18 protein-coding genes are annotated in these 19,991 nt (G+C 66.2%); 9 read left to right on the forward strand and 9 right to left on the reverse strand.

Annotated features, from left to right (window positions below):
* Window positions 1-227: 227 nt before the first annotated feature.
* From ACP7DD_RS22640 to ACP7DD_RS22650, 3 genes are read right to left on the reverse strand one after another with little or no spacing between them, the layout of a single operon-like run.
* On the reverse strand, window positions 228-1,133 hold the full coding sequence (locus tag ACP7DD_RS22640; RefSeq protein ID WP_426177120.1) for a LysR family transcriptional regulator: 906 nt from the start codon (window positions 1,131-1,133) through the stop codon (window positions 228-230).
* Window positions 1,134-1,157: 24 nt separating this feature from the next.
* Window positions 1,158-2,087, reverse strand: coding sequence for a pseudouridine-5'-phosphate glycosidase (locus tag ACP7DD_RS22645; RefSeq protein ID WP_426177122.1), 930 nt, complete (start codon window positions 2,085-2,087; stop codon window positions 1,158-1,160).
* A 2-nt stretch (window positions 2,088-2,089) separates the two neighbouring features.
* A complete protein-coding gene (locus ACP7DD_RS22650; RefSeq protein WP_426177124.1) occupies window positions 2,090-3,229 on the reverse strand; it encodes a carbohydrate kinase in 1,140 nt (379 codons plus the stop codon).
* A 280-nt stretch (window positions 3,230-3,509) separates the two neighbouring features.
* Here ACP7DD_RS22650 and xapA point away from each other — a divergent pair, with 280 nt between their 5' ends.
* Genes xapA through ACP7DD_RS22685 form a run of 7 tightly spaced genes read left to right on the forward strand, consistent with a single transcriptional unit; the run spans window position 3,510 to window position 11,907 of the window.
* The gene (gene xapA / locus ACP7DD_RS22655; RefSeq protein WP_426177125.1) at window positions 3,510-4,352 is read left to right on the forward strand and encodes a xanthosine phosphorylase; all 843 of its coding nucleotides are present in this window, start codon (window positions 3,510-3,512) and stop codon (window positions 4,350-4,352) included.
* Window positions 4,353-4,382: 30 nt separating this feature from the next.
* Window positions 4,383-5,576: a phosphopentomutase gene (locus ACP7DD_RS22660; protein ID WP_426177127.1), complete on the forward strand. Its 1,194-nt coding sequence runs from the start codon at window positions 4,383-4,385 to the stop codon at window positions 5,574-5,576.
* Window positions 5,573-6,529 carry a deoxyribose-phosphate aldolase gene (gene deoC / locus ACP7DD_RS22665; protein WP_426177129.1) on the forward strand — a complete coding sequence of 319 codons (957 nt, stop codon included), beginning with the start codon at window positions 5,573-5,575 and terminating at the stop codon, window positions 6,527-6,529. The genes ACP7DD_RS22660 and deoC overlap by 4 nt, the downstream gene beginning before the upstream one ends.
* 18 nt (window positions 6,530-6,547) lie before the next feature.
* Complete coding sequence (locus ACP7DD_RS22670; RefSeq protein ID WP_426177130.1) at window positions 6,548-8,926, forward strand: aldehyde dehydrogenase family protein; 2,379 nt, start codon at window positions 6,548-6,550, stop codon at window positions 8,924-8,926.
* 27 nt (window positions 8,927-8,953) lie between these two features.
* On the forward strand, window positions 8,954-10,276 hold the full coding sequence (gene deoA, locus ACP7DD_RS22675) for a thymidine phosphorylase (RefSeq protein ID WP_426177132.1): 1,323 nt from the start codon (window positions 8,954-8,956) through the stop codon (window positions 10,274-10,276).
* A gap of 10 nt (window positions 10,277-10,286) precedes the next feature.
* Window positions 10,287-10,691, forward strand: coding sequence for a cytidine deaminase (locus ACP7DD_RS22680; RefSeq protein ID WP_426177134.1), 405 nt, complete (start codon window positions 10,287-10,289; stop codon window positions 10,689-10,691).
* Between the two features lies 1 nt (window position 10,692).
* On the forward strand, window positions 10,693-11,907 hold the full coding sequence (locus tag ACP7DD_RS22685; protein WP_426177136.1) for a nucleoside deaminase: 1,215 nt from the start codon (window positions 10,693-10,695) through the stop codon (window positions 11,905-11,907).
* A gap of 313 nt (window positions 11,908-12,220) precedes the next feature.
* Here the strand turns inward: ACP7DD_RS22685 and ACP7DD_RS22690 are convergent, their stop codons facing one another.
* The 6 genes from ACP7DD_RS22690 to ACP7DD_RS22715 form a co-directional block, all read right to left on the reverse strand.
* On the reverse strand, window positions 12,221-12,997 hold the full coding sequence (locus tag ACP7DD_RS22690) for a LytR/AlgR family response regulator transcription factor (RefSeq protein WP_426177138.1): 777 nt from the start codon (window positions 12,995-12,997) through the stop codon (window positions 12,221-12,223).
* Window position 12,998: 1 nt separating this feature from the next.
* Window positions 12,999-13,892 (reverse strand): sensor histidine kinase, encoded by an 894-nt coding sequence (locus tag ACP7DD_RS22695; protein WP_426177139.1) that lies wholly within the window; start codon window positions 13,890-13,892, stop codon window positions 12,999-13,001.
* Window positions 13,889-14,137, reverse strand: a complete 249-nt coding sequence (locus ACP7DD_RS22700) for a hypothetical protein (protein ID WP_426177141.1) — start codon at window positions 14,135-14,137, stop codon at window positions 13,889-13,891. The genes ACP7DD_RS22695 and ACP7DD_RS22700 overlap by 4 nt, the downstream gene beginning before the upstream one ends.
* Before the next feature lie 115 nt (window positions 14,138-14,252).
* Window positions 14,253-14,807, reverse strand: a complete 555-nt coding sequence (locus ACP7DD_RS22705; RefSeq protein WP_426177142.1) for a GNAT family N-acetyltransferase — start codon at window positions 14,805-14,807, stop codon at window positions 14,253-14,255.
* The gene (locus ACP7DD_RS22710; RefSeq protein ID WP_426177144.1) at window positions 14,800-15,471 is read right to left on the reverse strand and encodes a TetR/AcrR family transcriptional regulator; all 672 of its coding nucleotides are present in this window, start codon (window positions 15,469-15,471) and stop codon (window positions 14,800-14,802) included. Before ACP7DD_RS22710 ends, ACP7DD_RS22705 begins: the two co-directional genes overlap by 8 nt.
* Window positions 15,472-15,479: 8 nt before the next feature.
* Complete coding sequence (locus tag ACP7DD_RS22715) at window positions 15,480-16,949, reverse strand: PLP-dependent aminotransferase family protein (protein ID WP_426177145.1); 1,470 nt, start codon at window positions 16,947-16,949, stop codon at window positions 15,480-15,482.
* 174 nt (window positions 16,950-17,123) lie between these two features.
* Between ACP7DD_RS22715 and ACP7DD_RS22720 the strand changes: the two genes are divergently transcribed.
* Complete coding sequence (locus ACP7DD_RS22720) at window positions 17,124-18,440, forward strand: aspartate aminotransferase family protein (RefSeq protein ID WP_426177147.1); 1,317 nt, start codon at window positions 17,124-17,126, stop codon at window positions 18,438-18,440.
* Window positions 18,441-18,453: 13 nt separating this feature from the next.
* A complete protein-coding gene (locus ACP7DD_RS22725) occupies window positions 18,454-19,956 on the forward strand; it encodes a CoA-acylating methylmalonate-semialdehyde dehydrogenase (protein ID WP_426177148.1) in 1,503 nt (500 codons plus the stop codon).
* The last annotated feature ends 35 nt before the right edge of the window (window positions 19,957-19,991 follow it).

A 19,991-nucleotide genomic window follows, 5' to 3' on the forward strand; every position in this document is an offset into this window, starting at 1 on the left:
CGGGTGGGGCAAATCAATAACCAGTGGGAGGGCATCGGACAGCATCAGCCAGAAAGTTAACACTTCGGCCGAAAGTTTACAACAAGAAAATGCGACTAAAGCTTAACTTAGCGGCATTAAGGTCTGACCCCAAAAGTGACTCTGCTAAGCAAATCGGGGCCAGACCTAGGTCTGACCCCAAAAGTGCCAGACCTAGGCCTGACCCCAAAAGTGCTATCGGCATTTCCTTACTCTGCGGCAGCAGGATTGAGGATATTGAGGAAGGCGCGCACCACCGGTGCGTCGTCCTGCGTCGTGTAGGCGATGTACAGGTTGGCCGACGGCGGGTCGGTCTTGATCGGCAAGAAGATCACGCCGGGCCAGCCGATCCGGCTGGTCGTCTCCGGCATCAGCGCCACGCCCAGGCCCGCGCCGACCATCGCCAGCAGCGTCTGCGGTTCGCTCGCCTCCTGGAAAATCGTCGGCTGAAAACCGGCGTCCACGCAGCACTGGATCAGGTAGCGCGGGAACGCCGACTTGTCGAGCGCCAGCGTCAGCATCGGCTGGTCGGCGATGTCGATCAGCTCCACGTGCGCCTTGCTGGCCAGCGGATTGTGTTCGTTCACCGCCACGCACACGTTCTCGCGGAAGCACAGCTCCTGGCGCAGGTTGTCGTGCTTGAGTTCCTCCACGCTGAGCTTGGGCTCGCGCCAGAAGCCGACGTCGATCTGCTTGGCGCGCAGTGCCTCGTACTGCACGTTCGGCCCCGACTCGTGCAGCGTCCACGTCACGCGCGGATACTTGGTCTGGAATTCCTCCAGCAGGCTGGGGATCGGTCCCCACATCGCCGAACCGACGATGCCCACGCGCAGGCGCCCGACTTCGCCGCGGTCGATCTGGCGGATGGTGTCGATCGTCATGCGCATCTTCGCCAGCAGCTCCGACGCCTCCGCCATCAGTGCCTTGCCGGCCACCGTCAGTTCGAACGTGCGGGTGGTGCGAGCGAACAGCTTGACCCCTAGCTCGCTCTCGAGCTTCATGATCTGCTGCGACAGCGGCGGCTGCGAAATGTGCAGCCGCTCGGCGGCGCGGCTGAAGCTCTTTTCTTCGGCAACGGCAAGGAAGTACTTCAGCTGTTTCAGGTCGATGGACATGGCGCCCTTTTCTAGCGGTTCAGGTCAGACCGGCTGGGTGCCGGGAAAATCGTGCAGCGCCAGCGCCAGCCGCGCGCCCACCACGGCGTTGTGCTTGACCAGCGCGATGTTGGTGGCCAGGCTGCGGCCGCAGGTCAGCTCCTTGATGCGCCCTAACAGGAACGGCGTCACGGCCTTGCCGGTCACGCCGCGCTGGTCCGCCTCCATCAGCGCCTGGGACGTGATGCGGTCGATCTCTTCTTTTTGCATCGCCGCTTCGGCCGGCACCGGATTACTCACCACCACGCCGCCGCGCAGACCGAGCGCCCATTTGGTGTCGATGAAGGCCGCCTGGTCGAGCGGGCTGTCGAGCTGGAAGTCGGCATTGAAACCGCTCTCGCGCGTGAAAAACGCTGGAAAGCCCGCCTGGCCGACGCCGATCACCGGCACGCCGTGCGTTTCCAGGTATTCGAGCGTGAGGCCGATGTCGAGGATCGACTTCACGCCCGCGCACACCACCGCCACGTTGGTCTGCGCCAGTTCCTGCAGGTCGGCCGAGATGTCGAAGCTGGTCTCGGCGCCGCGGTGCACGCCGCCGATGCCGCCGGTGACGAATACCGCAATGCCGGCCAGCTGCGCGCAGATCATCGTCGCCGCCACCGTGGTCGCTCCAAGGCGCTTCTGCGCGACGACAAACGGCAGGTCGCGCCGGCTTACCTTCATCGCGTCAGGCGAAGTGCCGAGCAGCTCGAGCTGCTCGTCGGACAGGCCGATGCAGATTTTTCCGTCCATGATCGCGATCGTCGCCGGCACGGCGCCGGCGTCGCGGATGATCTGCTCGACTTCGCGCGCCATCGTCACGTTCTGCGGGTACGGCATGCCGTGCGAGATGATGGTCGATTCGAGCGCAACGACTGGGGTGCCTGCCGCGCGCGCGGCGGCCACTTCTGGCGAGAACAAGAGAAACTGCTGCATGGTCATTCCTGGTAAAGAGCGTTAAATGGTTGCGGCGAGTCGGCCGCGTTATCGGCAGCGCCGGCGTCGAGCAGGCTGTCGGCGTCCAGGGTAGGGCAGACCGTCCGGTCGCACGCCAGCGTCATCGCCGACAGCTTCAGGCCGCGCCGGCACGCCAGTTCGAGGTCGTCGTCGCCCTGGAACAGCGACCAGCAGACCGCTGCGGCGAAAGCGTCGCCGGCGCCGGTGACGTCGACGATCTGCGCCGCCGCCGCCGCCAGCTGCCTGACGCTGCCGCCGCTGGTAAAGCACACGCCGCCGCTGCCGCGCGTGACGATGACGTCGCGCGCGCCTTGCGCCTGCAGCGCGGCGCAGGCGGCGGCCAGCGCACCGTCGCTGTCGACCGGGGCGCCGGCGCGCGCGGCAAGTTCGCCTTCGTTGAGGATCAGCAGGCGCAGCCCGTGCAGGTCTTGCGGCAATCGCGCCATCTTCGGCTGCGACACCGCCACCAGCACCAGCGTGGCGGCGTCGCCGCGCGCCTCGGCCAGCAAGGCCGCCACCGTGTCGGCCGGCAGGTTCAGGTCAGCCACCGTCAACGCCGCGGCAGCGCGCCGCCGGCTGGCCATCAAGGCCGGCGTCAGCACGTCGTACAGCGCCATGTCGGCCAGCGCGACGACCATCTCGCCCTCTGCATCGAGCACCGCGGTGTAGGTGCCGCTGCAGGCGCCGGCCACTTTCACGGCGCCGCCGATGTCGATGCCGGCCGCCTCGGCATCGGTCAGCAGGGCGCGTCCGGACGCATCGTCGCCAATGGCCGTCGTCAGGCTGACCGGTGCGCCGAGGCGGGCCAGGTTCTCGGCGATATTGCGTGCCACGCCGCCGAACGATTCGTGCTGGCGCGCCGGATTCGACGTGCCCATGACCAGCGGCGCCTCCGGGCGCAGCTTGCGGTCGATGTTGGCCGCGCCGATGCAGGCGATCGGGCGTGCGCCGGGCAGCACGTACGCGCGCCCGAGCAGGCGCCGATCGCGGATCAGGCTGGCGATGTGCCCGGCCACGGCGGAGCGCGACAGGCGCAACTGATCAGCCAGCTCCTGCTGGGAGATGAAGGGATTTGCACGAATCAATTCGTACAACTGATCTTTCTTGGGAAGGCCAATCACTTTTTCGCCATTAGCAAACAATTGTCTGCAAAGATAAACACTTGTTCATCTGCTGTCAATCGGTTCGCATGTTTCGCTCTTGCGCACTGAAGAGCACAGCACGATCAGCGACTATACAATTTATACGATGTTAGTATAAATAAGGAAGAAAAAGGGTATTTGCAATACATATCGCGATTGATGCATAGTTATAATACTAGGCTGCCCGGTTCGCCTCGCACGCGCTCCCCGCTGTTCCACCCAGCTTTCACCTCATCCTCACCGAACAAGGAAAAACCGCATGTCCAATAACACGCCATTCGAAGCCGCCGACCTGATCCGCGCGCGCAAGCCAGGTTTTGCGCCCCGCGTGGCGTTGATCCTCGGTTCGGGCCTGGGCGTGTTGGCAGAACAGATGACCGGCGCGGTTTCGATCGGCTTCGACGAACTGCCGGGCTTCCCGATCAGCACCGTGCACGGCCACGCCGGCGACCTGGTGCTGGGCACGCTGGCCGGCGTCGAAGTGGTGTGCATGAAGGGCCGCGGCCACTTCTACGAAGGCTACGGCATGGGCGTGATGACGTCCGCCGTGCGCACCCTCAAGCTGCTCGGCTGCGAGATGCTGTTCGTGACCAACGCCGCCGGCTCGCTGCGTCCCGAAGTCGATGCCGGCAGCCTGGTCGCGCTGACCGACCATATCAACCTGCTGCCCGGTACCCCGATGATCGGCCCGAACGACGATCGTTTCGGCCCGCGCTTTTTCAGCATGGCCAATGCCTACGACAGCGACATCCGCAACCTCGTGAAAGACACCGCTGCCGCCAACGGCATCACGCTGCATGAAGGCGTGTTCGTCGCCTATCCGGGCCCGAACTTCGAAACCGCCGCCGAAATCCGCATGATGGCCAAGCTCGGCGCCGACGTCGTCGGCATGTCGGTGGTGCCGGAAGTGATCTCGGCGCGCCACTGCGGCCTGAAGGTCACCGGCGTGTCCGTCATCACCAACCTGGCCGAAGGCATGTCGCCGTTCCCGCTGTCGCACGAGCAGACCCTGAAGTACGCCGCCATCGGCGCCAAGGACCTGGTCAAGCTGATCCTGGCGTTCCTGGAAGGCGTCGCCGCCACCGACCGCGCACAAGCCTGAGTCCACACACCTTTTAAACGAGCCAACATCATGTCACGCGCATTCATCCTTTTGCTTGATTCCTTCGGCCTCGGCGCTGCGCCTGACGCGGCAGCCTTCGGCGACACCGGCGCCAATACTTTCGGCCACATCGCCAGCTGGGCCGCCGACGGCGGCAAGCCGATGCAGCTGCCGAACCTCGAACGCCTCGGCCTGGCCGCGGCGGCGCACGCCGCCAGCGGCGAATGGGCGCCCGGCTTCGCCCAACGCGACGGCTTCACCGGCGCATACGGCGCGGCGCGCGAGCAGTCGACCGGCAAGGACACGCAGAGCGGCCACTGGGAAATCGCTGGCGTGCCGGTGCTGTTCGACTGGGGCTACTTCCCGCGCGACGTGCCGTCGATCCCGGCCGAGGTCACCGACAAGCTGCAGGAACTCACCGGCGTGCCTGGCTTCCTCGGCAACTGCCACGCGTCGGGCACCGAAATCATCAACAAGCACGGCGACGAGCATGTCGCCACCGGCAAGGTAATCCTGTACACGTCGGGCGACTCGGTGATGCAGATCGCCGCGCACGAAGAGCACTTCGGCCTCGAGCGCCTGTACGCGATGTGCGAGGCTGCGTTCGAACTGGTCAAGCCATACAACATCGGGCGCGTGATTGCCCGTCCTTTCCTCGGCGAAAACGGCAACTACCGCCGCACCAGCAACCGCCATGACTATGCCGTGCCGCCGCCAAGCGCGACCCTGCTTGACCACGTCAAGGACGCCGGCGGCGAGGTGATCGCCCTCGGTAAAATCAGCGACATCTTCGCCACCCAGGGCGTCTCGCGCGTGGTCAAGGGCGTCGACAACATGGCGCTGTTCGACGCGCTGCTTAAAGTCGAAGAAGAAGCGGGCGACAAGTCGCTCACGTTCGTCAACTTCGTCGACTTCGACCAGGCCTTCGGCCACCGCCGCGACATCGCCGGCTACTCCAACGCGCTGCACGAACTCGATGAACGCCTGCCCGAATTCATGGTCAAACTGAAGGAGGGCGACCTGGTTGTGATCACCGCCGACCATGGTTGCGACCCGAGCTGGCCGGGGTCGGACCACACGCGCGAACACATCCCGATGATCTTCTTCGGACCGGGCGTGGCGCCGCGCGCGCTGCCGATTTCCGAAACGTTCTCCGACATCGGCGCCACGCTGGCCAAACACCTGGGCGTCAAACCCCTCTCCAACGGAACACCGCTGCTATGACCCAACCTACCGCATTCAAACGCAATCAAGCCTCCGGCCTCGATCTGGGCTGGGTCAACCAGATCAAGGTCAACCGCAATGCCGCCGACCGCCGCGCCGCCAGCCTGGCGAACCGCCGCACGGTGAAGAAACAATACCAGGCCGCGTGGCTGGTCCAGGCGATCAAGTGCATCGACCTGACCACCCTCGGCGGCGACGATACGCCAGGGCGCGTCGAGCGCTTGTGCATGAAGGCGATGCGCCCGCTGCGCTCGGACCTGATGGAAGCGCTTGGCCTTGAGTCGCTGTCGACCGGCGCCGTTTGCGTGTACCACGAGATGATCGCCCCGGCCGGCAAAATCCTGCACGGCCGCCTGCCGATCGCCGCGGTGTCGACCGCGTTCCCGGCGGGCCTCGCCAGCATGGAAACCAAGGTGCGCGAGATCGAACTGTCGGTCGCCGCCGGCGCCACTGAAATCGACATCGTCATCACCCGCCAGCACGTCCTGAACGGCAACTGGCAGGCGCTGTACGACGAGATGGTGGCCTACCGCCAGGCCTGCGGCGACGCCCACGTCAAGGCCATTCTCGCCACCGGCGACCTGACCACGCTCGAAAACGTCGCCAAGGCTTCGTGGGTGTGCATGATGGCGGGCTCCGACTTCATCAAGACCTCGACCGGCAAGGAAGGCGTCAACGCCACCATCCCGGTCGCGCTGACAATGGTGCGCGCGATCCGCGAATACCACGAGCAGACCGGCTTCCAGGTCGGCTTCAAGCCGGCCGGCGGCGTCAGCTCGGCCAAGAGCGCGCTGCAGTACCTGTCGCTGATGAAGGAAGAACTCGGCCGCGAGTGGCTTGAGCCGCACCTGTTCCGCATCGGCGCATCGAGCCTGCTGACCGACATCGAACGCCAGCTCGAACACTACGTCACCGGCAATTACTCGGCGAACCACCGCCACGCGCAACCATAAAAAGTCATCGGATTCGTCATGCCAACTATTAACGAGATTCTCACCACCATGGATTACGGCCCAGCCCCCGAAAGCACCAAAGAAGCGCAAGCGTGGCTCGACGGTCACGAGCGCCGTTTCGGCCTGTTCATCGACAATGCGTGGACGCCGGCATCCGACACCTTCGCCTCGACCAATCCTGCCGACGGCACGGAACTGGCGCAGCTGACGCAGGCGGGCAGCGACGACATCGACCGCGCCGTGGCGGCGGCGCGCCGCGCGCAGCCAGGCTGGGTTGCCATGGGCGGCCACGGCCGCGCGCGCGTGATGTACGCGCTGGCGCGCCTGCTGCAGCGCCACGCGCGCCTGTTCGCCGTCATCGAGACGCTCGACAATGGCAAGACGATCCGCGAAACGCGCGACGCCGACCTGCCGCTGGCCGCGCGCCACTTCTACCATCACGCCGGCTGGGCCCAGCTGCAGTCTGAAGAATTTGCCGACTACCGCGCCGTCGGCGTGGTGGGCCAGATCGTCCCCTGGAATTTCCCGCTGCTGATGCTGGCGTGGAAAATCGCCCCTGCGCTCGCCGCCGGCAACACCATCGTTTTCAAGCCGGCCGAATTCACGTCGCTGTCGGCGCTGCTGTTCGCCGAGATCTGCCAGCAGGCCGGCGTGCCGGCCGGCGTCGTCAACATCGTCACCGGCGACGGCCGTGTCGGCGAAGCGATCGTCAATCATGCAGGCATCGACAAGATCGCCTTTACCGGCTCGACCGAAGTAGGGCGCCTGATCCGCAAGGCCACCGCCGGCACCGGCAAGAAGCTGTCGCTCGAGCTTGGAGGCAAGTCGCCGTTCATCGTGTTTGAAGATGCCGACCTCGATGCCGCCGTCGAAGGCCTGGTTGATTCGATCTGGTTCAACCAGGGCCAGGTCTGCTGCGCCGGTTCGCGCCTGCTGATCCAGGAGTCCGTCGAGGAGCGTTTCCTCGCCAAGGTCCGCGCGCGCATGCAAAACCTGCGCCTCGGTTCCCCGCTCGACAAGTCGATGGACGTCGGCGCACTGGTCGATCCGGTGCAGCAGCGGCGCATTCACGGCCTGGTCGAATCGGCGCGTGCCGAAGGCTGCACCATCTGGCAGCCGAACTGCGAATTGCCGGCCACCGGCTCATGGTTCCTGCCGACCTTGATCACCGGCGCCTCCACCTCGGCCGCCGTCGCGCAAGCCGAGATTTTCGGACCGGTGCTGGTCGCCATGAGCTTCCGCACGCCGGCTGAAGCTGTCCAGCTGGCCAACAACACCGTGTACGGCCTGGCAGCCTGCGTGTGGTCCGAGTCGATCAGCCTGGCGCTCGATATCGCGCCGCAGATCAAGGCCGGCGTCGTTTGGATCAATACCGCCAACCAGTTCGACGCCGCCTGCGGCTTCGGCGGCTACCGCGAGTCCGGTTTCGGCCGCGAAGGTGGCAAGGAAGGCATGTACGAATACATGACGGCGCTGTCGGAAGACGCCCGTCCGGCGCTGCCGGTGGTGGAAGCGAGGGGCAAGGTCAGTTCGTCGGAATCGGGCAGCGTGTTCGGCATCGACCGCACCGCCAAGCTGTACATCGGCGGCAAGCAGGCACGCCCTGACGGCGCCTACAGCCGCGCCATCAACGGCGCCGGCGGCGCTTTCCTCGGCGACGTCGGCGAAGGCAACCGCAAGGACATCCGCAACGCCGTCGAAGCGGCGCACAAGGCGTCCGGCTGGGCCAAGGCCACCGCGCACAACCGCGCGCAGGTGCTGTATTACATCGCCGAAAACCTGGCGATCCGCGCCGACGAATTCGCCGCGCGCCTGGCAGCGATGACCGGCGCGAAGAATCCGGAAAAAGAAGTGCAGGCGTCGATCGAGCGCCTGTTCTACTACGCCGCCTGGGCCGACAAGTACGACGGCCTGGCGCACCAGCCGCCGATGCACGGGATCACCGTCGCGCTCAATGAGCCGGTTGGCGTGATCGGCATCATCTGCCCGAACGAGTCGCCGCTGCTCGGCTTCATTTCGCTGGTGGCGCCGGCGCTGGCGCTGGGCAACCGCGTCATCGCGGTGCCGTCGGAAGCGTATCCGCTGGCGGCGACCGATCTGTATCAGGTCCTCGACACGTCGGACCTGCCGGGCGGCGCGCTCAACATCGTCACCGGCAGCGCGGATGAACTGGCGCGCACGCTGGCGTCGCACTCCGACGTCGATGCGGTATGGCGCCACGACGGATCGGCCGAGGGCTGCGCCGAAGTCGAGCGCCTGTCGGCCGGCTCGCTCAAGCGCACCTGGGTTGGCGGCGGCAAGGGCCGCGACTGGTACGACACCAAGCAGGCCGGTGGCCGCGCCGTGCTGGCGCACGCCAGCCAGGTCAAGAACGTCTGGATCCCGTACGGCGTTTGATAAGAAAAATAATAGAAAAGGCAGCATATGTTTTTGAACCAGGAAATCATCCGCAAGAAGCGCAACGGCGAAACCTTGAGCGCAGAGGAGATCCAGTTTTTCGTCGCCGGCATCACCACCGGCGGCACCACTGAAGGCCAGATCGCCGCGCTCGCGATGGCGGTCTATTTCAAGGACATGACGATGGATGAACGCGTCGCCTTCACGCTGGCAATGCGCGATTCGGGTCAGGTCCTGGAATGGCGCTCGCTCGACCTGCCCGGTCCGGTCGTCGACAAGCACTCCACCGGCGGCGTCGGCGACGTCGTCTCGCTGATGCTCGGACCGATGATCGCCGCGTGCGGCGGCTTCGTGCCGATGATTTCCGGGCGCGGCCTCGGCCACACCGGCGGCACGCTCGACAAGTTCGATTCGATACCCGGCTACTGCACCGTGCCCGACCCGGCGCTGTTTCGCAAGGTGGTGCGTGAAGTCGGCGTCGCCATCATCGGCCAGACCGCTGAACTCGCGCCCGCCGACAAGCGCTTCTACAGCATCCGCGACACCACCGCCACGGTCGAATCGGTCGCCATGATTACCGGCTCGATCCTGTCGAAGAAGCTGTCGGCCGGCCTCGACGCCCTCGTCATGGACGTCAAGGTCGGCACCGGTGCCTTCATGCCGAGCTTCGACAAGTCGGTCGAACTGGCCGAGAGCATCGTCGCCGTCGGTAACGGCGCCGGCACCCGCACCTCGGCGATCCTGACCGACATGAACGAGTCGCTCGGCCCGGTCGCCGGCAATGCGCTCGAAGTGCGCCTGGCGATGGATTACCTGACCGGCCGTTCGCGCCCGGCGCGCCTGCACGAAGTGACGATGGCGCTGTGCGCCGAGATGCTGATCCTCGGCGGCCTGGCCGCCACCGACACCGAGGCGCGCGCCAGGCTGCAAGCCGGCCTCGACTCCGGCGAAGCTGCCGAACGCTTCGCCCGCATGGTCGCCGCGCTGGGCGGCCCGGCCGACCTGCTCGAGCGTCCCGACGCCTACCTGGAGCAGGCGCCGATCATCGTGCCGGCGCCGGCGCTGCAAGACGGTTTCGCCAGCGCCACCGATTGCCGCTCGCTCGGCCTGGCCGTGGTCAGCCTGGGCGGCGGGCGCCGACGTCCGGAAGACGCCATCGACTTCGCCGTCGGCCTGTCCGGCATGGCCGAACTGGGCGCGCAGGTCGCCGTCGGCCAGCCGCTGGCGATGGTCCACGCGCGCACCGAAGCGGCCGCCCGGCAGGCGATCCGCGAAGTGCAGGCCGCCTACCAGATCGGCGCCGCCAGGTCCGCGCCGAACCCGGTCACCTACCGCACCATTCGTCCGTAAAGAGAACAGCATGAACTACGAAACACTGATCGACGAAGCGCGCGCCGCGCGTGAACTGGCCTACGTGCCGTACTCGAACTTCCAGGTCGGCGCCGCCCTGCAATGCAAGGACGGCCGCGTGTTCCGCGGCTGTAACATCGAAAACGCGTCTTACGGCTTGTGCAATTGCGCCGAGCGCACCGCCTTTTTCAGCGCCATCGCGCACGGCTACAAGCCGGGCGATTTTGCCGCGCTGGCCGTCATCGGCTCGACCGACGGCCCGATCGCGCCATGCGGCGCCTGCCGCCAGGTGGTGCTCGAATTGGGTGGCAACGACCTGCCGGTGATACTCACCAATCTCAAGGGCGACATGCTCGAGACCACCGCCGCCGGCCAGTTGCCCAACGCGTTTGGCGGCTGGGACCTGAAGAAGTAAGTTGAAGAAAACGATCGACGTGCAGGCCGCGGTAGCAATCGCCGCCGCCGAAGCCATCGCCGCCAAGTCGCAGGGAACCTTCGGCGTCGGCGGCGTGCTGCTCGACCAGCACGGCAACGTGCTCAAGTCGCTGCCCAACAACGTGGTGCGCGATGAACTCATCTTCGACCCCACCGCGCACGGCGAGCGCCAGCTGATCGACTGGTATTTCGCCGAGCGTGCCAAGGGCCGCGACCTGCCGGCGCCGCACGACATCACGCTCGTCACCTCGCTCGACCCGTGCGCGATGTGCGCCGGCGCCATCCTCGCCGCTGGTTTTAACGTGGTGGTGGCGGCCAACGACCCGAAGGCCGGCGTCAATTACGACCGCAGCGGCGCCTTCCTGTCGCTGCCCGAAGGCCTGCGCGCGCAGGCCGTCGCCAGCTTCTTCTATCCCGCCGTGCTGGGCACCTCCGGCTACGCACGCGAGAGCACCGGCGCGCCGCCACGCTCTCTGTTCATCGGCAAGACCATCGCCGAGCCGACCCAGGCCCTGTGTTCGCTGGCGCTCGAGGCGACCTCGGACAAGGTGCAGGCCTTCCTCACCAGCGACCTGGCGCAGCAGCAGTTGCGCGATCCGGCCACGCTGGAGGGCAGCGACGTGATTGTCCGCAAACTCAAGTCGCTGTACCCGCAAGCCTTGTCCTACCGCTGCGCGCCGCACGCGCCCGACGCCGGCCTGGCGCCGTACCTGCTGGCGGCGATGGAAAAGGACCGGCGCCACGGCGGCGATGGCGACGCCGCCGCGCTGCTCGACGGCTTCGGCAACCTGCTGCTGTGCGTGCCGGGGCGGCGCGCGCAATCGGCGATCTGCACCGCGTTCATGGAATGCACGCGCCAGTACGCGCAGCTGCGCTACCAGCTGATGCTGGGCGCCGGCGCGGAGATGCGCGATCTGGTGCGGCGTTTCCTGGCCCATCCGAAGCAGGGCACGTTCGTGTTCGCGCGCGGCCCGGGCGCCGGCGCCCACAGCGTCATGGACCTGGGCGCCTACGGCTCGACGATGGAAGGGCCGCTGCCGGCGACCAATCCGGCGCAGTTCCAGTACGTGCTGCCGCGTATCGACGAGGCGGCGCTTGGCGCGCTGTGCGCGGCGATGCCGCCGCTGTACCGCGACACCATCCGCATCCGGCCCGTCCGGGTTGCCGATCGCGCGCTGGTCGAGGCGCTAAGCTAGCCTGGCGCGCCGAGCAGGTTGGCGTCGCGCGACAGACGCCATGTGCCGTCCTCGCACCTGCGCCAGATCGACAGCGTACTGCCGGTGCGCGCCATCGGCAGGTTGCCGTGCTTCGACGTGATCGTCACCGACAACCGGGTGCGCGAGTAAGCGAAGTCGACCGCCGTATTCCTCGTCGACGATGTCGATCACGATCGCCGCGCCCGCTTCCCGCACGCGGCCGTACACGGCGTCGGCGTCGGCCACTACCAGGTGAGTCGTCTGTGTCGGCGCGCCGCCGATGTCCTGCGGCTGGCGATTTTGTAAATACTGCCTACATCTGCTGGAACAGGTGCGCGTGATTGCGGCTGACCTCCAGCGCCTCGGTCATGCCGTGCACCTTCAGCATCTGGCGCCCGCGCATGTCGCGCGTTACCGCGGCGATGGCATCGACCCGCACCAGCGTCGAGCGATGAATGCGCCAGAACTCGTCGGGATCGAGTTCGTCCGCCAGTTCCTTCAGCGTCTTGCGGATCAGCAGTTCGGCCTGCGCCGTCTGCACCCGCGTGTATTTTTCGTCGGAGCGGAAGAACAGCACTTCGCGCGTGCTGATCATGCGCAGGCTGCCGCCGACCTGGGCCTGGATCCAGCGCAGGTACGATGGCCGCGCCGCGCGGCCTTGCTCGAGCGCCGCCGTCAGCTGCGCCAGCTTCTGGCCGATGTCCTCGGGTGGCGCCGCCAGCCGCTGGCGCAGCCGCGCGCAGGTCGTCGCCAGCCGCTCCGCCGTCACCGGTTTGAGCAGGTAGTCCATCGCGCCCTGTTCGAACGCGTCGAGCGCGTACTGGTCGTACGCGGTGACGAACACGATGTGGCAGCGCCCGCACAGCTGGCGCGCCGCCTCGATGCCGCTCTGGCCCGGCATGCGGATGTCGAGGAACACGATGTCGGGCTGGTGCTCGGCGGCCATCGCCACCGCCTCGACGCCGTTGGCCGCTTCGCCGGCGATGTCGAGCGCCGGCCACGCTTCGCGCAGCCGTGCGCGCAGCTGGTCGCGCATCGGCGCCTCGTCGTCGACGATCAGCGCGCTGACCGTGGTTGCCGCTTTCGCCATGTCAGTCCGCCATCATCTTGTAAGGGAGGCGGATCGACGCCAGCGCGCCACCTTCCGTCGGCGCCTCGATCACCAGTTCGGCGTCCTTGCCGTACAGGAGAAACAGGCGTTCGCGGATATTTGCCAGGCCCACGCCGTCGTCGGATGTCATGTCGAAGCCGGCGCCGTTGTCGCGCACGTCGACCTGCAGCGTGGCGCCGACCACTTTCGCCGAGACGTCGATGCGCCCACCGGCGATCTTCGGCTCGAGGCCATGCTTGATCGCGTTTTCGATCAGCATCTGCAGCATCATCGGCGGGAACGGCGCGCTGCCGAGAAAATCGGGCACCTCGAACTGCACCGTAAGCCGTTCTTTCATCCGCGCCTGCATGATGGCCAGGTAGGCGCGCGACAGCTCGACCTGCTTGCCGAGCGTGGCGCCGCCGGCCGCGCGCATCTGCGGCAAGGTCGAACGCAGGTAGCCGATCAGGTGCGCGTGGATGCGCGCCGCTTCCGGCGGATCGGTTTCGATCAGCTGGCCGATCAGCGCCAGCGTATTGAACAGGAAGTGCGGCTCGACCTGCGCCTGCAGCGCCGCCATCTGCGCTTGCGTCAGCTTGCGCTCGAGCGTGGCGACGTCGGCCTGGCGGCTCGCCGCGGCCGCGTCCAGCTCCGCCTTGCGCTTGCCGCCGGCGAGCACCTTGACGCCGAACGAAATCAAGACGAACCACAGCGCCGGCTCCGGCGTCTGCGTCATGGCGCCGGTGAGCAGCACCAGCAAGTGGATGATGATCAGCCGGCGCCATTCGATCACCGCCAGCCAGTCGACGAAACGCCACCACGTGGTCTTCACCACTTCGGCCGCTTCGCGCAGGACGTCGGCGGCGCGGTTCAGTTGCGACGCGCTCACGTTCATTCCTTCTGGCGCCGCGCGTTGAGCACGATGGCCGCCACCGCCAGCTTGACGATCAAGAAGACCATGAACAGGAACAAGGCCAGCGGCAGGATGGTGATCAGCAGCGCCAGGCCGATGCAGGCGGCGATCATCTGCGCCACCGACATGGTGGCGATAACGCGCGCGCCGTAACGGAACGCCTGTGCAAAGGCGCGGCCAATTTCTTCCAGCAGCATCGAGATCGATGAGAAGGTGACGTTTTTCATGCAGTGCTCCTGAGGGGCGGTTGTCGATGAGGTCACTGTAGCAAGCGTGCCGGCGCGATGCCATGCGCGTCCGACGAAGCGGGCAAACGGTGGGATAACCGGTCGTTCGGCGCGATTAACGGGGGCGCGCTTCCCAGTCGCTTTTCAGCAAACCGTAGAAAGCGGTGTCGCAGACTTCGCCGGCGACGATCCAGCGCTCGCGCAGCAGGCCCTCGCTGACGAAGCCGATGCGCTCGAGCGCGCGCAGCGAGGCGCTGTTGCGCGGGTCGACGTCCGCCTCGACCCGGTTCAGCGCCAGCTCGCCAAACACGTGGCCCAGCATGGCGTTCATCACTTCGGCCATGTAGCCCTTGCCCCAGTGCGACCGTCCCAGCGCGTAGCCGATGTCGCAGCGGCGGTTCTGCGGGTCCAGCTGATACAGCGCGAACTGTCCGATCAACTGCCCGGTGGCCGCCACTTCGATCCCGACGCGCAGCATGCTGCCCTCGGCCAGTGCCTGCGCGGCGCTGACGATGTACTCGTCGGCCTGCTTGAGCTCCGTCCACGGCGCGCTGCTCCAGTAGCGCACCACCTCGGGGTCGGAAAACACCTCGAACAGCGCCGCGGCATCCGACGCCATCAATGGACGCAGCCGCAGCCGCTCGGTGGTGAATGTTGTCGTCTCAAACATCAGAGGCTCCTGGAATGGCAACCGCACACAGTACCATGTCGGCGATCAGCTTCTCGGCATCGGCAAAATCCTCCGCGGTCAGCTTGCGGTTTAAAACCAGTTCCATTTGCGCCGAAAAGTCAGCGTACGACTGCGTCATCGCCCAGATCGCAAACAGCAGGTGGGTGGCGTTGACCGGCGCGATGCGGCCCTGGTCGATCCACCGTTCGAACACCTCGATGTCCTTGCGCACCAGCGGCACCACGCGTTGGCGAATCTGCTCGCCGTACAGCGGCGCGCCGCTGATCACCTCCATTGCATACACGCGCGAACCGAGCGGATGCTCGCGCGAGAAGCGCAGCTTGGCCTGGATGTACGCGCGCAGCATGTCGCGCGGCTCCTGGCTCGGGTCGGCCAGCGTGTCCATCCGCGCCAGCCATTCGTCGAGCACATCGTCGAGCACGCGCTGGTACAGCGCCTGCTTGGTCGGAAAGTAGTACATCAGGTTCTGCTTCGACAGCCCGGCGTTGTCGGCCACGGTGGCCACCGAGGCGCCTTCGTAGCCGCTTTCGGCAAACACCCGCACCGCCTCGAAGGCGATGTCCGCTTCCAGCTTGTCGCGATTGATCACCCGGCGCTTGACGGTGGCGGTGCGGATCGCGTTGACGGTCCTGGTAATGGTCATGGGCTCTTTCAACGAGGCGCAAACGGCCGCAGGAAGTCGATCAGCGCCCGCGACTCGGCCGCGTAGGCGACGTTGAAGCGGAACCAGATCGTGCTCGATGGGCGCAGCATGAAGAACTGGTTCGGCGACAGCAGTATGCCCGCTTTCAGCGCCAGGTCGGCGATCACCTTGCCGTTCCACTCAGCCGTCGGCGCGACCTGCCAGCCGGCGCTGACGAACATGCCGCCGCGCGGCCTGGCGATCGGCGCCATGCCGGCCTCAAGCAGCCGCTCGATGGTGCGTTCGCGCCCCGTTTCGAGCCGGCTTGCCAGCTTCTCGATCATCCGCTTGTACGGCCGCGCCGACACCGCGTGGTACACCGCGCGCTCGTTGATTTCGGATGTCGTCAGGCCGGCCAGCATCTTCACCCGCAGCAGTTCGGGCACCAGCGAATTGGACGCGCAGATCGAGCCGACCCGCAGCACCGGCGACAGCGTCTTCGAAAAGCTGCCAACCCGGATCACCCGCCGCAAGCCGTCCATCGCCGCCAGCGACGCCTCGCCGCGCGCCGCCAGCTCGCGGTAGATGTCGTCTTCGACCAGCCAGAAGTCGAACTGCTCGGCCACCCCCAGCAGCCGGTGCGCCTGCGCCTGCGTCAGCGACGTGCCAAGCGGGTTTTGCAGCACCGTGTTGACGAACATGAGCTTGGGCTGGGTGGCCGCCGCCTGCGCCAGCAGCACGTCGAAATCGAGCCCGGCCTCGCCGCGCGGAATGCCGACCGCGATGCAGCCATGGTGGCGGATCAGCGACGTGAGGTTGCTGTAGCCGGGGTCTTCGACGAACACCGTGTCGCCCGGTTTGGTCAAGGTGCGCAGGATCAGGTCGAAGGCGTGGGTGGCGCCGTGCGTCAGCAGCACCTGATCCGGTTCGGCCGCGAACAGGTCCTCGGCCAGCGTCGCCGCCAGGTGCTGGCGCAAGGTCGGAAAGCCGAGCGGATGGCCGTAGCCGCGCAGCCGCGAGGCGGGGATCTTCATCGCGTGGCGCACCGCGTCGAGGATGGTGGTCTCGCCATACCACTCCGGCGGCAGCCAGCCGGCGCCCACCGGCAGCGCGTCGGACACGCCGGAATACAGGTCGGGGGTGAGGGCGTCGATGGCGACCGGCGTGGCCGCCAGCGCCGGCATCGGCGCCGCCGCGATATCGCTGCGCGCGACAAAAAAACCGGAACCGCGACGCGACGACAGCAGTCCAACATTAAGGAGCCGGTCATACGACTCCACCACCGTGAAGGTGCTCACGGCATTACATTTTGCGAATTGTCGCACCGATGGCATTTTTGTACCAACCCGTAATTCCCGCTGGTTTACCATCTGCGCGATCGCTGCCACAATCTGATCGACCAGGCTGCCGCGTTTGGTGCGGTCGATCGCCAGCACCGGCCAGTGCGCGGCGCCGTTACCAACAGGAATATTTTCAGTCGATGCTGCTGTCTCGTCCATCCACAGCTCCTTTTGCTGCGCCGCGCCAAACTGTACTGTTTTCGCCACCGATACGGTTGGCCGGTTTTGCCGTTTGTGTATATGTGTGATCGTTGTCTCGCTGTCTATTATTGCACCATCATTTTGCCAACTGGTAAATAATTTTTTTAGCCGTAAAAATTTCTCGGGAGCCGCATGAATCAATCCAGGCCAGCATCGATGTCCTCATTTTGGATGCCGTTTACGAATAACCGCGACTTCAAGGCCAATCCGCGCCTGCTGGTATCGGCCGAAGGCATGTACTACAAGGACGTCGACGGCAACAGCGTGCTCGACGGCACCGCCGGCCTGTGGTGCGTGCCGTGCGGCCACGCCCAGCCGAAGATCGTCAACGCCGTGCGCGAAATGGTCGGCCAGCTCGACTTCGCGCCGACCTTCCAGATGGGCCACCCGGCCGCGTTCGACCTGGCCGAGCAGCTGATGGAATACGCCGGCCACAAGTTCGGCCACGTGTTCTACACCAACTCCGGCTCCGAAGCGGTCGACACCGCGCTGAAGATGGCGCTGGCGTATCACCGCGCGCGCGGCGAGGGCACCCGCACGCGCCTGATCGGCCGCGAGCGCGGCTACCACGGCGTCGGCTTCGGCGGCCTGTCGGTCGGCGGCATCGGCGCCAACCGCAAGAGCTTCGGCCCGCTGCTGCCCGGCGTCGACCACCTGCCGCACACCCACAACCTCGAACACAATGCCTACACCCGCGGCGAGCCCGAATACGGCACCCACCTGGCCGACGAACTCGAACGCCTCGTCGCGCTGCACGACGCCTCCAACATCGCCGCCGTCATCGTCGAACCGGTGGCCGGCTCCACCGGCGTGCTGATTCCGCCAAAAGGGTATCTCAAGCGCCTGCGCGAGCTGTGCACCAAGCACGGCATCCTGCTCATTTTCGATGAAGTCATCACCGGCTTCGGCCGCCTCGCCACGCCGTTCGCCGCCGACTATTTCGACGTCGAGCCGGACCTGATGACCACCGCCAAAGGCCTGACCAACGGCGTCATCCCGATGGGCGCGGTGTTCAGCAAACAGCATATCCACGACGCCTTCATGGACGCGCCGGCCGGCATCGAGCTGTTTCACGGCTATACCTACTCCGGCCACCCGGTCGCCTGCGCCGCGGCGCTGGCCACGCTCGAGGTATTCAAGGAGCAGAACATCCTCGCGCACGCGCAGCAGATGCAGGGCTACTGGGAAGACGCGGTACACTCGCTCAAGGGCATGCCGTACGTGACCGACCTGCGCACCATTGGCCTCATCGCCGGCATCGAGCTCGAATCGATTCCCGCTAAGCCTGGCGTGCGCGCGTTCGGCGCGTTCAAGAAGGCGTTCGCCGACGGTGTGCTGATCCGCACCACTGGCGACATCATCGCGCTGTCGCCGCCGCTGGTGCTCGAAAAAAAGCACATCGACGAATTGTTCGGCAAGCTCGCCACCGTACTCAAACACCTCGACTAACCGAAAGCACCACATGAATACGCTCGACACCATCACCCATTTCATCAACGGCCAGAAGGTCGACACCTCCAGCGGCCGTTATGCAGACGTCTTCAACCCGGCCGTTGGCGAGCCATGCGCGCGCGTCGCCCTCGGTACCGCCGATGAGGTGGGCGCTGCCGTCGCCGCCGCATCGGCCGCGTTCCCGGCCTGGTCGAACACGCCGCCGCTGGGGCGCGCGCGGGTGCTGTTCAAGTACCTGCAACTGTGCCAGCAGCACACCGACGACTTTGCCGCGATGATCACCCGCGAGCACGGCAAGACCTTCGACGACGCCCGCGGCGAAGTCGCGCGCGGCATCGAGATCGTCGAATTCGCGGTCGGCATCCCGAACCTGCTGAAGGGCGAATTCACCGACCAGATCGCGCGCGGCATCGACGCCTGGTCGATGCGCCAGCCGCTCGGCGTGGTGGCCGGCATCACCCCGTTCAACTTCCCGGTGATGGTGCCGATGTGGATGTTCCCGGTGGCGCTGGCATGCGGTAACACCTTCATCCTCAAACCTTCCGAGCGCGATCCGTCGCCGGCGCTGCTGCACGCCAAGCTGCTCAAGGACGCCGGCCTGCCGGACGGCGTGTTCAACGTCATCCAGGGCGACAAGGTCACCGTCGATGCGCTGCTCGACCATCCTGACGTGCAGGCCATCAGCTTCGTCGGCTCGACCCCGATCGCCCAATACATCTATTCCCGCGGCAGCGCCGCCGGCAAGCGCGTGCAGGCTTTGGGCGGCGCCAAGAACCACATGGTGGTCATGCCCGACGCCGACATGGAGATGACGATCGACGCGTTGATGGGCGCCGCCTACGGTTCCGCCGGCGAGCGCTGCATGGCCATCTCGGTGGTGGTCGCGGTCGGCGACGCCGGCGACAAGCTGGTCGGCGCACTGGCCAAGCGCGCCGCCGCGCTGAAGGTTACCGACGGCATGGAGTCCGGCGCCGAAATGGGGCCGGTGGTCACTAGCGCGGCCAAGCAGCGCATCGAAAAACTGATCGGCGAAGGCGTCGAGCAGGGCGCCACCTTGATGGTGGACGGCCGCAACTTCAAGGTGCCTGGCCGCGAGAACGGCTTTTTTGTCGGCGGCACGCTGTTCGACCACGTCACCGCCGACATGACCATCTATAAGGAAGAGATCTTCGGGCCGGTGCTGTGCGTGATGCGTTCGCCCGACGTCGCCAGCGCAGTCGCGCTGATCAACGCCAACGAGTACGGCAACGGCGTTGCGATCTACACGCGCGACGGCGGCGTGGCGCGCGAGTTCGTGCGCCAGATCCAGGTCGGCATGGTCGGCGTCAACGTGCCGCTGCCGGTGCCGATGGCCTTCAACAGCTTTGGCGGCTGGAAGAAGAGCATGTTCGGCGATCACCACGCCTACGGCCCCGAAGGCGTGCGCTTCTACACGCGCCACAAGGCGGTAATGCAGCGCTGGCCGAACACCGCCAGTGCCGGCGCCGAATTCGCTTTCCCGCAGATGAAGTAACGCAGTCGCTTTGAATCGGGGAGCTGCGGCCCGCT

The organism is Massilia sp. TWR1-2-2 (assembly GCF_049897565.1).
Lineage (GTDB): Bacteria > Pseudomonadota > Gammaproteobacteria > Burkholderiales > Burkholderiaceae_D > JAFCUW01.

Coding starts and splice junctions, on each gene's coding strand:
- ACP7DD_RS22640 (WP_426177120.1), bottom strand. CDS start 1,133: ATGTCCATCGACCTGAAACAGCTGAAGTACTTCCTTGCCGTTGCCGAA.
- deoA (WP_426177132.1), top strand. CDS start 8,954: ATGTTTTTGAACCAGGAAATCATCCGCAAGAAGCGCAACGGCGAAACC.
- ACP7DD_RS22700 (WP_426177141.1), bottom strand. CDS start 14,137: ATGAAAAACGTCACCTTCTCATCGATCTCGATGCTGCTGGAAGAAATT.
- ACP7DD_RS22690 (WP_426177138.1), bottom strand. CDS start 12,997: ATGGCGAAAGCGGCAACCACGGTCAGCGCGCTGATCGTCGACGACGAG.
- ACP7DD_RS22710 (WP_426177144.1), bottom strand. CDS start 15,471: ATGACCATTACCAGGACCGTCAACGCGATCCGCACCGCCACCGTCAAG.
- ACP7DD_RS22705 (WP_426177142.1), bottom strand. CDS start 14,807: ATGTTTGAGACGACAACATTCACCACCGAGCGGCTGCGGCTGCGTCCA.
- xapA (WP_426177125.1), top strand. CDS start 3,510: ATGTCCAATAACACGCCATTCGAAGCCGCCGACCTGATCCGCGCGCGC.
- ACP7DD_RS22715 (WP_426177145.1), bottom strand. CDS start 16,949: ATGGACGAGACAGCAGCATCGACTGAAAATATTCCTGTTGGTAACGGC.
- deoC (WP_426177129.1), top strand. CDS start 5,573: ATGACCCAACCTACCGCATTCAAACGCAATCAAGCCTCCGGCCTCGAT.
- ACP7DD_RS22680 (WP_426177134.1), top strand. CDS start 10,287: ATGAACTACGAAACACTGATCGACGAAGCGCGCGCCGCGCGTGAACTG.
- ACP7DD_RS22660 (WP_426177127.1), top strand. CDS start 4,383: ATGTCACGCGCATTCATCCTTTTGCTTGATTCCTTCGGCCTCGGCGCT.
- ACP7DD_RS22720 (WP_426177147.1), top strand. CDS start 17,124: ATGAATCAATCCAGGCCAGCATCGATGTCCTCATTTTGGATGCCGTTT.
- ACP7DD_RS22670 (WP_426177130.1), top strand. CDS start 6,548: ATGCCAACTATTAACGAGATTCTCACCACCATGGATTACGGCCCAGCC.
- ACP7DD_RS22695 (WP_426177139.1), bottom strand. CDS start 13,892: ATGAACGTGAGCGCGTCGCAACTGAACCGCGCCGCCGACGTCCTGCGC.
- ACP7DD_RS22645 (WP_426177122.1), bottom strand. CDS start 2,087: ATGCAGCAGTTTCTCTTGTTCTCGCCAGAAGTGGCCGCCGCGCGCGCG.
- ACP7DD_RS22725 (WP_426177148.1), top strand. CDS start 18,454: ATGAATACGCTCGACACCATCACCCATTTCATCAACGGCCAGAAGGTC.